Consider the following 12,001-nt stretch of genomic DNA (forward strand, 5'->3'; position numbering starts at 1 on the left):
GAACGTTTGAGCCTCGACTAGATACGGTTCTCTAATCGGTTGACGCGCGCCGCCCGTTCGGGCGGTGCGGCGTTCAGGCATGCGGATGCTGCGACGCACACGCGCGTTGCGGGCTACAGCTTCGCGCTCACGCGCACCCATGCGGTACGCCCCGGCTCCATGACCGGCGCGTTCGCCGGATAGCCGAAACCGGCATTGCCGGCGAGATTCAAATGCTCGGTGTAGGCCCTGTTCAGCACGTTGTCGACGCCGACCGAGATCTGTACGGTCTTGCCGACGTTGTACTGCGTATGCAGCGACAGCACGCCGAATCCGGCGCTTGGGCCGAAGTCCTTGCCGACCACGTTGCCCTCGTTCATCGCATAGCGATGCTGCGGCGCAACGATGCGCCACAGGCTGCCAGCCGACCACGCGCCGCGCGTGTATTCGAGCCCGATGCGCGCTTCGAGCGGCGGCATTTGCGGCAGCGGATCGCCGCTCGCCACGTTGCGCCCCCACGCATACGCGAGCGACGTCTCGACGCGCAGCGGCGCGACGGGCCGCCACGACACGCCGGCTTCGCCGCCCATGATCTGCGCGTTGACGTTGGTGGCCTGCGTGGTCGGGCCCATCATGCCGGCCGCATAGTTGAACAGGATGAAATCTTGTACGTAGCCCGCGTACGCGGACACCCACGCATCGAACCGGTCGCTCTTGTATTGCGCGCCGATATCGAGCTGGGTGGTCTTCTCCGGCTGCACCGCCGAGAACGCGTTGACCGAACCGGCCGGCCCGCGCGTCGCGGAAAACAGTTCCCAGTAGTCCGGATAACGCTCCGCATGGCCGATTCCCGCGTACCACGTAACGGGCAACGACGCGAGATCGCGCTCATAGCGCATGAAGCCGCTCGGCAGCACCTTCGTCCGATCGTCATCGAAAGTCGGATTCGGCTTGCTCGTCATCATCCCGCTCTTCATCGGGCGCTTGTCGCGTGCGCTCGCATAGTCGATGCGCGCGCCGCCGATCACGCGCGCGACGTCGCTCGCATACCAAGTCAGCTCGCCGAACACGCCCGCGTTCCACATCGTCGCCTGGGCATCCCACGGCAGGTCGCGGTAGTTCTGCCGCCCCATCGACGAACGCGAGTCGAGCCGGTTCGACTGCGCATCGACACCCGTGACGAGCTTGACGTCGTCGCCAAAACGGAACGTCGCGGCCGCACGCGCGCCGACCGTGCGGCGCCGCACGTCGGCTGCCATCCGCATCGGCATGCTGCTCGTCGGGTCGGGCTGCCGCAACGTGGTGTTGTCCATCACGTGATCGGCTTCGTTGTAGTACACGCGCGCCTCGATCCGGTCGAGCACGTCGCCGAGATGCCGCTTGTCGAACGACAGGCCGAACGTCTCGCGGCGGAAATGCGCGCCGTCCATCCCGCGGCCCGCGTAGCGCGCATAGCCGTCGCCGGTGCCGGCCGTCAGCTCGACGCGCGTATGGTCGTCGGGCGTCCAGCCGAGCGCCGCGTCGGCGTTCCACTTGTCCCACTGCGACGGCACGGTGTCGCCGTTGCCGTCCCGGTAGTCCTGCGCATGCGCGTGGTTCGCTGTGACGCGGCCATAGACGTCCGGCGTGCCGGCGGTCAGGTCGATGTTCTGGTCATTGCGGCCGAACGACCCGCCGACGAGGCTGCCGTCGAAGCGCATGCCGGGCCGCTCGAAACGCGGCGTCACGCGTTCGAACAGCACGGTGCCGGCCGACGCGCCCGGACCGTACAGCACGGTCTGCGGCCCCTTCACGACGGTGACCTTGTCATAGCTTTCCGGCGCGATGTACGACGTCGGCGCATCCATCCGGTTCGGGCACGCGCCGAGCGTCGGCATCCCGTTCGCGAGGATGTTCAACCGCGATCCGAACATCCCGCGCAGCACGGGGTCGCCGTTCGTGCCGCCGCTGCGGATCGACGTGAAGCCCGGAATCGTCTTCAGGTAATCGGCGCCGTCGCTCGCGGGCAGCGGCTGGCGCGGCGCCTTCGGGTCCGTGACGACGACGAGCGGTGTCGACAGCGGCGATGCGACGACTTCGACGGGCGGCAACAGCATGGCCGCATCGCCCGTCGGCGCACTTGCGGCACGCGTGGTGTCGGCGGCGGCAGCGTTCGCGGCCAGCGCGCCGACGGCCAGCGCGGGAACGGCGAGTTTCAGCATGCGCGGCAGAGGCCGCGCACCGGCATTGCGTGGCGCCCGCGGCGCACGCAACTGGAAATTGGTCATGATCGAAAGCCCGAGTGACGCCCTCCACGCGGCCTCGACGGGCCGCACGGATATCGGCGGTAATAAGAACGGAATAAACGCGTCAGGCGCGCTCGGGCGGTGCGCGCGGATAGGCGCGCGGATAGCGGTCGCCGCGTGCCGCGACGGCAGGCGACGCGGCGGCGGAAACGAAAACGACGGGAAGGGAGCCGACCGATGCGGCGGCAGGCGCGCCGATGACCGGGCTATGCGCGAAGAAACCGCAGTAGCCGCACGCGTCGAGATGCAGCGCATGATCGTGCATGCCGCGTGCATTGGACGAATGATTCGCACCATGCTCGGTACTGCAGACGATCGCATCGGGCGTGGCCGCCCGCGCGATACGCCACTGAGACACCAGCGGCGCCGCGATCGCGATCCAGATCGCGAGCAGGCCAAGCCAGGCAGTCAGGTGACGATGTCGGTGCAGCATGTACGGCAACGAGTCAGCGGAATGTAAAAAACAGCCGCGATGTTACAGAATGTTCTACGCGATGGCCAGTGCGGGCGACGGTAAACGAACCGGGGCGCATGGTTGTCAACACAACCATGCGCCCCCGCGTGCCGCGCGCGCCGGCAGCCGAACGATCAGGGCATCATGCGCCGCAGCACGTCGTCGCGCCGGATGAAATGATGGTAAAGCGCGGCCAGCGCATGCAGTCCGATCACGAAGTAGAACGCATTGCCGATCAGCTCGTGCGCCTCCTTGATCGTCGGTCGCAGCGCCTTGTCGGGGCCGAACAGCGTGAACGACACGCCGAGCCAGTCGAGCGACACCGGCTTGCCGCCCATGTTGATCATCATGATGCCGAGCAGCGGCTGCGCGATGATGAACGCGTAAAGCGCGAAATGCGCGAGCTTCGACAGCCAGCGCAGCAGCGTCGCCTGGACAATCGCTTCCGGCACGCGGCTGACGACTCGCCACAGCACGCGCAGCACCGATAGCACGAGGACGCACGTACCGGCCGTCAGGTGCACGTTCATCCAGAACGCCCGGCTGTCGCTGCCCTTCGGGCCGCGTATCTCGATGGCCAGGTAGGCCAGCGCGACCAGCAGGAAGATGGCCCAGTGGAAGAAGATCGCGGGCGAGCTGTAGCGCGTCTGTTTCGCGAGGATGTTTTTCATGCTTCGTCTCGTGTCGTATGCGGGGAGGGCGCCCACTGCAAACGGCCTGCGCCCGGCAAAGCTGTGGCGATTGTAGCCGCACGGGCGTCCGGTTTTGCACGGCGCGGTCAAATATCCGATGAATCGTCGGCGCGCGCCGCGCGATGGCTCGCCCTATGGAAAATCCGCATCGCGCGCGCGGGCCGCTGTGGCACGATGAAGCTTTGGTGCGACGGCGCGCGGGCATCATGAGCAAAGCGTTCTTCGTTGCGGCCTACCGGCTGCTCGCCGCACTACTCGCGGTGTCCACCACACTGCACAGCGTCGCCAACTATTGGCGCCTGCCAAGCTTCCATCTCGGCAACTACCTCAGCTACTTCACGCAACTGAGCAGCCTCTACGCGGCCGCGATACTGGCCGCGGGGCTGTGGCGCATCGCGCGCCCCGGCTCGACCCGCTACGAATCGATGCGCGGCGCGGCGGTGCTGTACGTGCTGATCACCGCGATCGTCTACGAGCTGCTGCTCGCACGGCTCGATGCGCTGCACCACGTCACGCCGGCGCTCAACAACTGGGTACTGCACCGGATCGTGCCGCTCGTGATGCTGTGCGACTGGTTGTATGTCGAGCCGCGCTCGCCGATTCCGCGCCGCAGTGCGTTCGCGTGGCTCGGCTTTCCAGTCGTCTATCTCGGCTATACGCTCGTGCGCGGCGCGGTGGAGAACTGGTATCCCTACCCGTTCGTCGATCCGCGGCCGCACGGCTACCTGCCCGTCGCGATCCAGTGTTCGCTGATCGCGCTCGGCGCGGCGGCGCTCGCGTTGGGCATTTGCTGGCTCGGCAATCGTGCGAGACAGTCCGGCTGCGCGACGCTCAACGAAGGATGAAAGTGGAAAAGGTGAAGGAGGCGGGAACGTGTGCGCCGCCCGGCGCACACGTGGCGATGCCGACGATCAGCCGCCGTTGCGCGGCAGGAAGTTCATCGGATCGACGACCTTGCCGTTCTGGCGCACTTCGAACTCGAACGTCGAGCGACCGCTCGCGTCGGTGCCCATTTCGGCGACCGGCTGACCTTGGCGCACCGCGTCGCCTTCGTTGACGAGCAGCTTGCCGTTGTGCCCGTAGGCCGTGATGAGCCCGTTGTCGTGCTTCAGGATCACGAGCGGACCGTATGTCTTGACGCCGGAGCCGGCGTACACGACGCGCCCGTTTGCCGCGGCCCGCACCGAATGATCGGGCCCGGATGCGGCGATCACGACGCCGCGCGTCTTGCCGGCCGAGAATGGCGTCGCGACGACGCCCGTGGCCGGCCATGCGAGCGAGCCCGGCTGGGCGGCCGCCGCCGGCGGTTGCCCGTACGAGGTCGCGGTCTGCGGCGGCGCGACGCGCAGCACCTGGCCCGGCGACACGGCGTCGGTGGGCGCCATGCGGTTCCAGTTGGCGACGTCCTGCACGCGTTGCCCGTAGGCGTTCGCGATGCCCGCCAGCGTATCGCCCGGGTTCACGCGGTAATAACCGGCAATCACGCCCGGCGTCGCCGCCGACGTGGACGCCGGCTGGCGCGTGGGCTGCCAGTTGTCGGTCCATGGCGTCATCGTGCAGCCCGTCAGCGCGATGGCTGCGGCGACGAGCGCCGCCTGCGGCAGCCAGCGCGTGAGCGCGTCGTGGATGGGAATAGTTTCTCTCAAGGGTCCTCCCGGATTTGCGTCGTTGCGCCGCCCACCGCCCCTGGCGTGCGACGCACGATGTCCGGCCGAACGGCCGGATCAATCAGTATCCGACCGCTTTCGCGGCCGTCAGTTTCCACAGCGGAACGTGGGTGCGAAGCGCTCACCGGCCCTTTTTTCGCATCGTCCCGATCGGCAAAGATACCATTTGTCGCGGTCAAGGCCCCGATAGTTGCCCGATCCGGACACAATCTTGCGGCGCCGCGCGGGCGCCGGCGGCCCGCGAGCCGTGCCGGGCGGGCCGCCCAGCGGCCGCTTGCGGCTTTTTCTTCGGAGGCGCCCTCGTCGCGTGCCGCCTCGGCGCCGTCATATTGTCCGCTTCGATCGCCGCCTATACTCGGTGATGCGCAGCGCGATCCAACGACAACGAGGAGCATGACAATGAACAACGCGACGTTTCTCTCCGTGCAGCTCGACGCCGACGATTTCGCCGGTTCCAGCGGCCTGGTCGAATTGCTCAACCGGCACCTGCTGTTCGCGACGGACGTCGCCGAAGCGGCCGATGCGCTCGTCCAGCTGGCGAGCGTCACGCACCTGACCGGCGCCACGCGTCACAGCGTCGAGTTGCCGGTCCTCGCGATCGAACGGCTGCGCGACGCGCTCGACACGCTGAGCGGTTACGACGAAACGTGGCTGCAGGTGCTGGAACCGGCCGAAGCGCTGTTCCGCGATATCGGGCGCGGCAGACGCCCGCTGCACTGAATACCGGCGCATTACGCGCCGCCCATGAAAAAGCCCGTCGTTCCGCTATGCGGAACGACGGGCTTTTGTACTACAGGGGGTCGGATGCGGTCGCCAGCGCGGCCGTACCATTAACGACCCTTGTAGACCGGTGCGCCATCCGAGATGCGCTTGACTTGCCAGCCGGTCTTGGCGGCAACCGGTGCGCCCGATTCCTGGCCGGCGGCCGGTTGTGCGCCGTAGCCGGTCGTGTCGGCGGCAGCGACGTTCTGTTGCGGGTTCACACGCGCTTCAGCAGCCTGGATGCTTTCCGGGTAGTTCGTCCGGTCGCTGCCCAGCTTGTAGCCGGCCTGTTGCAGTTGAACCAGTTCGGCCTTCACCTGGGCACGGGTGACGGGCGCGTTCTGTTGGGCGAACGAGACGGCGGGGACGGCGAGGACAGCAGCAGCAGCGAACGTTGCGATCAGCGATTTCATGATTACCTCCGAGGATTTTTTGCTCCGCCGCACACACCATGTCTGCAGCGATGGAACAGAGTTTAGTCCCGGCAGCACCTAGGGAAAACCATGAAAGAACGAAAACACTGTTTCCCGGGAGCCAACAATGCTGGCATCCGGAATAGAAAAACCCTATTCAGAGAATAGATTTTCGCAACAATGCTGCCCCCGCCCGCCGGTTACGACCAGTTCGCGTGGAAGCTGCCCGGCTTGTCGGTGCGCTCGAACGTGTGCGCGCCGAAGAAGTCGCGCTGCGCCTGCACGAGGTTCGCCGGCAGCCGCTCGGAACGGTAGCTGTCGAAATACGCGACCGCCGATGCGAACGCCGGAACCGGCACGCCGGCCTTCACCGCGGCCACCACGACGTCGCGCAGCGCGGTCTGATAGTTCGCGGCGATGTCCTTGAAGTACGGGTCGAGCAGCAGGTTCGCGAGCGCCGGATCCTTCGCATAGGCGTCGGTGATCTTCTGCAGGAAGCGCGCGCGGATGATGCAGCCCGCGCGGAAGATCTTCGCGATCGTCCCGAGATCGAGGTTCCAGCCGTATTCTTCCGATGCCGTGCGCAGTTGCGCGAAGCCCTGTGCGTACGAGATCACCTTGCTCAGGTACAGCGCGCGGCGCACCGCTTCGACGAACGCGGCGCGATCGCCGTCGAACGGCGCGGCGGCCGGGCCCGACAGGATCTTGCTGGCCGCGACGCGCTCGGTCTTCAGCGACGACAGCACGCGCGCGAACACCGACTCGGTGATGAGCGGCAGCGGCACGCCGAGATCCAGCGCGTTCTGGCTGGTCCACTTGCCGGTACCCTTCTGCGCGGCGCGATCGAGGATCACGTCGACGAGGTGCTTGCCGGTCTCTTCGTCCTTCTTGCCGAAGATCTTCGACGTGATCTCGATCAGGTAGCTGTCGAGCTCGCCCTGGTTCCATTCGGTGTACACCGCGCCGAGTTCGTCGTTGGTCAGGCCCGCGACGTCCTTCAGCACCGAGTAGCTTTCGGCGATCAGCTGCATGTCGCCGTATTCGATGCCGTTGTGGACCATCTTCACGTAGTGGCCCGCGCCGTCCGGGCCCATGTACGCGACGCACGGCTCGCCGTCCGACGGCGCCTTCGCGGCGATCTGCTTGAGAATCGGCTCGACGAGATCGTACGCGTCGCGCTGGCCGCCCGGCATGATCGACGGGCCGCGCAGCGCGCCCTCTTCGCCGCCCGACACGCCGGTGCCGATGAAATGCAGGCCCGATTGCGCGAGTTCCTGGTTGCGGCGGATCGTGTCGGTGAAGTGCGTATTGCCGCCGTCGATCAGCACGTCGCCCTTCTCGAGCAGCGGCTTGAGCGATGCGATCGTCGCATCGGTGGCTTCCCCGGCCTTCACCATCATCAGGATCCGGCGCGGCGTTTCGAGCGACGCGACGAATTCCTCGAGCGTATAGGTCGGCACCAGATTGCGGCCGGGGAATTCGGCGATCAGTTCGTCGGTTTTCTCGCGACTGCGGTTGAACACCGACACCGCGTAACCGCGGCTCTCGATATTGAGTGCGAGATTGCGGCCCATCACCGCGAGCCCGATCACACCGATTGCTTGTTTGCCCATTAGTCAATTCTCCGGAAAAAACGGGGCGCGACCCGAGCCGGGCCGCGCGCACAGGCGAAAGGATAGTGGAAACCCGGCGGCGCTGCCCGCTTGCGTGTCATTGCTCCGCGTGCGGCAGGCGCCGGAACGCGACGCTCAGGTTGTTCGCCGGCATCTCGACGACCTCGATGCAGTCGAGCCCGCGATCGAGCCCCAGCGCGACGACGGTCTCCAGATCGCGCACGCCCCACGACGGGTCGCGGCTGCGCAACTGCCGGTCGAAGGCCTCGTTCGACGGCGCCGTATGGCGGCCTTCGCGACGGTAGGGGCCGTACAGGAACAGCACGCCGCCTGGCCGCAGCACGCGCGACGCGCCCGTGAACAGCGCTTCCGTACAGGCCCACGGCGAGATGTGAATCATGTTGATGCAGACGATCGCGTCGAGCGTCGCGACCGGCCAGGGCGTGTCGCGCACGTCGAACGCCAGCGGCCCCGCGACGTTCGCGAGGCCCGCATGCGCGACCCACGCGGCGATCGAACGCCGCGCCTGCGCGTCGGGATCGCTCGGCTGCCAGTGCAGGCCCGGCAACGCCTGCGCGAAGTGAACGACGTGCTGCCCGGTGCCGCTCGCAATTTCGAGCACGCTGCCGGTCGCCGGCAGCACGCGGCGCAGCACGTCCAGGATCGGCCCGCGATTGCGTTCGGCCGCCGGCGCCGACAGCCGCGCGGACGGATCGGGCGAAGCAGCGGCGCCGGTCACGATGCAGGCTCCGTCGTGTTGCCGTTGAGATTGCTTCCGAACCCCAGCCGCGCCACGAGTGCGTCGAGCGCGGGGGCGCAGCGCGCCTCGACCTTCAGCGTCAGCATCGGGTCGGCGCGCGTATGGCCGAGATTGAGTGCGGCCACCGGCTTGTGCTGCGCCTGCGCCCACACGCAAAAGCGGTAGCCGGAGTACACCATCAGCGACGAGCCGACGACGAGCAGTGCGTCGGCCGCGTCGAGCGCCTGCGACGCCAGCGCCACACGCTCGCGCGGCACGTTCTCGCCGAAGAACACCACCGCCGGCTTCAGCAGGCCGCCGCACGCGGGGCACGCCGGGATGCGGAACGTGTCGAGCGCGGCCCATTCGAGATGCGCGTCGCCGTCCGCGGCCGGCTCGGCTTGCGCGCCCACCAGATCGGGATTGTCGGCTTCGAGCACGGTCTGGATCGCCGCCCGCGCATGATGCGCGCCGCAGTCGAGGCAGGTCACGCCGTTGATGCCGCCGTGCAGCTCGATCACGTCGTCGCTGCCCGCGCGCTGATGCAGGCCGTCGACGTTCTGCGTGACGAGGCGCTCGATCCGGCCCACGCCGCCGAGCCGCGCCAGTGCGACATGCGACCCATTCGGCCGCGCGCGGCCGACCACGGGCCAGCCGATCATGCTGCGCGCCCAGTAGCGGCGCCGCGCGGCATCGGAGCCGAGGAATTCCTGAAGCTGGATCGGCGGCGAGCGCATCCATTGGCCGTGGCGGTCGCGGTAGCCGGGAATGCCGGAATCGGTGCTGATGCCCGCGCCGGTCAGCACGAGCAGGCGCGGATGACGCTCGACGAACGTGTGCAGCGCGTCGAGCGCGGCCGGATCGACGTCGGCGAGGGAAGAGTCGGGCAAGGCTGTGTCGTTCATGTTGGCAACGTGATCGATCGCGCCGGCAGGCCGTGCACCCGCACGGGCGGCCACGCACGCCAGCACATGATACAGAACGCCGTGCGATCGGGCGGGCTGCCGCCACGGCAAGCCGGCGCACGCAAAAAGACGCCCATCGCCGCTCGGCGACGGGCGCTTCAACAATTGATCCATCGGGGTAGTGGATCAACTGACAGCACAATGTTGCGACGTCCGTCGTACCGCGATCGACGGACGCTCCCCCGGACTTCACGTGTCCCGCACTGCCGCGCCCATCGGCGCGTCGCCGGCTTTCCCGACCCGATCCCGTTCGTCGCGTTCGTCGCGCTCGTCGCGCCGACACCATGCGCGGCGTGCGAACGCATTCGCCGCGCGACGACGTGCGTTGCGCCATGGCATGACGATTCGGGATCCGGGCCGCGGCCATCCGCCTGCGTTCTCGGTTCATCCTGGACGGCCGACCGGCACCGGTCGGACGCGTGCGTCACGCATGCACGCCGTCGTTCACAACGAACCCGATTGCTCGGATGGAACGGAAAGCCGCTCGCTCACGTCGCCGCGATCAACGGCGAAGTGAATACCCAGGGAGGTCGGGGATTCATGTTTGCAACATGGCATGTTGCGTTTCGGTCTTTTTTCATTCTCTTGTCCCCGTCTTCGATATATCCGACCCACTGAAGCGATTGCCGGGCCCACTGCACCTGCGATCGCGCTCACGGCCCATACAACCATGCAAGGAGCGCACCATGCTTCATGCCGCAAGGCCTCGCGGGCCCATCCGGGGCAGCGGGCAGGCATCGCGCCCCGTCAGAAAGCGCGAATGTTTCGAAACTGAAACGCACCGCGGACGTCGCCGGTATCGTCGGGTCGGCGCTTTGCCAGGCGGCCAGTCGTCTTACAATCGCCCCACAATTAGTGTCGCGCGTAACGCCCGGAGTGGGCCTTTCCCGCGGTGCGCCTCCGACCGGAACCCGCACTCGCCGCCTGTCGGACACCCGGCACGGGCTGATATCGACTACCGCATGCTGTTCTACGGCGCCGATCGCGACAACCGCGCGTCGCAATGCATCGCGTTCCGCCCCGGGCACACGTGGCGGAGCGGGTAGCACGGGGGTCGCGTCGTCCCGCTCGTGCTTCGCGCAAACACGCTAGCATTCGGACACGGGGCGCCGCGCGCGCCCGCTGCCTCGCCGCCCAGGACCCGACATGCCCCCACCCGCTTCCGCCCATCCCGACGTCGCGCATCGTGTCTTCTCGGCCGGGCGGCTGTCGATCGGCCTCACGCTTCCGCTCCTTCGCAGCGGCCACCTCGTCGCGGACTTCAACGAGCAGCTCGAACTCGCCGCGCTGGCCGATTCGCTCGGCTTTCGCGCGCTGTGGATTCGCGACGTACCGCTGAACAGCGCCGACTATCCGGACCCGGTCGGCCACCTCGACCCGTGGGTACTGCTCGGCGCACTGGCGTCGCGCACCCGCCGGATCGCGCTCGCAAGCGGCGCGATCGTGCTGCCGCTGCGTCATCCGCTGCATATCGCGAAAGGCGCGCTGTCGGTCGCGACGCTGTCGGGCGGGCGCTTCATCCTCGGGCTCGGCTCCGGCGACCGGCCGCCCGAATATGCGGCGTTCGGCGTCGATGCGGAAACCCGGCGCGAGCGCTATCGCGCGCACTGGGACGTCGTCGCGGTCGCGCTCGGCGTGCCGTCGCGCGTGCTGCCCGACCATGCGCCGCCCGATGCGCCCGCCTTCGCGCTGCTGCCGCAAACCGGCGACGCGGTGCCGATGCTGGCGGTCGGCTCGGGCGGACAGAGCGTCGACTGGATCGCACGGCATTCGATCGGCTGGATGACGTATCACCGCGATCCGGAGACGCAGCGCGCCCGCTATTCGATGTGGCGCGCGGCGGTCGACCGGCTCGCGTCGCCGGCATTTCGCGCGTTCGGCGTATCGATGCGGCTCGATCTCGCCGCGCATCCGGATACGCCCGCCACCGCGCTGCCGCTCGGTTATGCAACCGGGCGCCGCGCGTTGGTCGACATCCTGCAGGACATGCGCGCGGCCGGGACGCATCATGTCACGCTGAACCCGGGATCGGACCGGCCGGTGCGCGACGTCATCGAGGAAATCGCCGCGCATGTGTTGCCGGTATTTCACGACGAGCAACCGTGATTCATCAGGAATCCAAATTCACAGGATGCGACGCGAGCGCTGATCGTGGCCGAGCGAACGCACGCAGGCAGCGGCGCATCGCTGACCGGAACCGCCATCGGCAAACGCGCGTTACAGACGCCTTACGTCCGGGCCGACATGACGCTCCCGCCGCTATCGGGCGACCGACGGACCGTGTCCGGCACACGGCTTGCCGGCATGTGCCGCCGACGCCCACGCCGGCGCCTTCATGCCGGATTCAAAATGTCGGCGACGGAACTATTCGGTTTCGATCGCGATCATGTTAACTTCCGTCCATCGTTCAGTCTGGCGGGCCGCGTGACGAG

Annotated in this window: 11 protein-coding genes; 3 read left to right on the forward strand and 8 right to left on the reverse strand. The window is 67.6% G+C overall.

The features are described from left to right. Nucleotides 1-113 precede the first annotated feature (113 nt). From AC3IFE_RS13665 to AC3IFE_RS13675, 3 genes are all read right to left on the reverse strand, one after another. Complete coding sequence (locus tag AC3IFE_RS13665; protein WP_489190841.1) at nt 114-2,246, reverse strand: TonB-dependent copper receptor; 2,133 nt, start codon at nt 2,244-2,246, stop codon at nt 114-116. Nucleotides 2,247-2,328: 82 nt separating this feature from the next. After that, a complete protein-coding gene (locus AC3IFE_RS13670) occupies nt 2,329-2,697 on the reverse strand; it encodes a DUF2946 domain-containing protein (RefSeq protein WP_489190842.1) in 369 nt (122 codons plus the stop codon). 155 nt (nt 2,698-2,852) lie between these two features. Further along, a complete protein-coding gene (locus AC3IFE_RS13675; RefSeq protein ID WP_489190843.1) occupies nt 2,853-3,389 on the reverse strand; it encodes a cytochrome b in 537 nt (178 codons plus the stop codon). A 227-nt stretch (nt 3,390-3,616) separates the two neighbouring features. On the opposite strand from AC3IFE_RS13675, the gene AC3IFE_RS13680 reads away from it, so the two are divergent. Continuing rightward, nucleotides 3,617-4,255 (forward strand): Pr6Pr family membrane protein, encoded by a 639-nt coding sequence (locus AC3IFE_RS13680; protein ID WP_489190844.1) that lies wholly within the window; start codon nt 3,617-3,619, stop codon nt 4,253-4,255. Between the two features lie 66 nt (nt 4,256-4,321). Here AC3IFE_RS13680 and AC3IFE_RS13685 read toward each other — a convergent pair whose 3' ends face one another. Next, a complete protein-coding gene (locus AC3IFE_RS13685; RefSeq protein WP_489190845.1) occupies nt 4,322-5,056 on the reverse strand; it encodes a peptidoglycan DD-metalloendopeptidase family protein in 735 nt (244 codons plus the stop codon). A 420-nt stretch (nt 5,057-5,476) separates the two neighbouring features. Between AC3IFE_RS13685 and AC3IFE_RS13690 the strand changes: the two genes are divergently transcribed. Next, nucleotides 5,477-5,797 carry a hypothetical protein gene (locus AC3IFE_RS13690; RefSeq protein ID WP_011694691.1) on the forward strand — a complete coding sequence of 107 codons (321 nt, stop codon included), beginning with the start codon at nt 5,477-5,479 and terminating at the stop codon, nt 5,795-5,797. Between the two features lie 110 nt (nt 5,798-5,907). On the opposite strand, the gene AC3IFE_RS13695 is transcribed toward AC3IFE_RS13690, so the two are convergent. From AC3IFE_RS13695 to AC3IFE_RS13710, 4 genes are all read right to left on the reverse strand, one after another. Next, entirely contained in the window at nt 5,908-6,252 is a 345-nt protein-coding gene (locus tag AC3IFE_RS13695) for a DUF4148 domain-containing protein (RefSeq protein WP_489190846.1), read from the reverse strand. Nucleotides 6,253-6,452: 200 nt separating this feature from the next. Next, on the reverse strand, nt 6,453-7,865 hold the full coding sequence (gene gndA, locus AC3IFE_RS13700) for an NADP-dependent phosphogluconate dehydrogenase (RefSeq protein WP_006479382.1): 1,413 nt from the start codon (nt 7,863-7,865) through the stop codon (nt 6,453-6,455). A 97-nt stretch (nt 7,866-7,962) separates the two neighbouring features. Then, entirely contained in the window at nt 7,963-8,604 is a 642-nt protein-coding gene (locus AC3IFE_RS13705; RefSeq protein ID WP_489190847.1) for a DUF938 domain-containing protein, read from the reverse strand. After that, entirely contained in the window at nt 8,601-9,509 is a 909-nt protein-coding gene (locus tag AC3IFE_RS13710; RefSeq protein WP_489190848.1) for an NAD-dependent protein deacetylase, read from the reverse strand. Before AC3IFE_RS13710 ends, AC3IFE_RS13705 begins: the two co-directional genes overlap by 4 nt. A 1,206-nt stretch (nt 9,510-10,715) precedes the next feature. Here AC3IFE_RS13710 and AC3IFE_RS13715 point away from each other — a divergent pair. Then, nucleotides 10,716-11,675 carry an LLM class oxidoreductase gene (locus tag AC3IFE_RS13715; protein WP_489190849.1) on the forward strand — a complete coding sequence of 320 codons (960 nt, stop codon included), beginning with the start codon at nt 10,716-10,718 and terminating at the stop codon, nt 11,673-11,675. The last annotated feature ends 326 nt before the right edge of the window (nt 11,676-12,001 follow it).

It is taken from the genome of Burkholderia sp. APQ4-4ca (assembly GCF_057837105.1).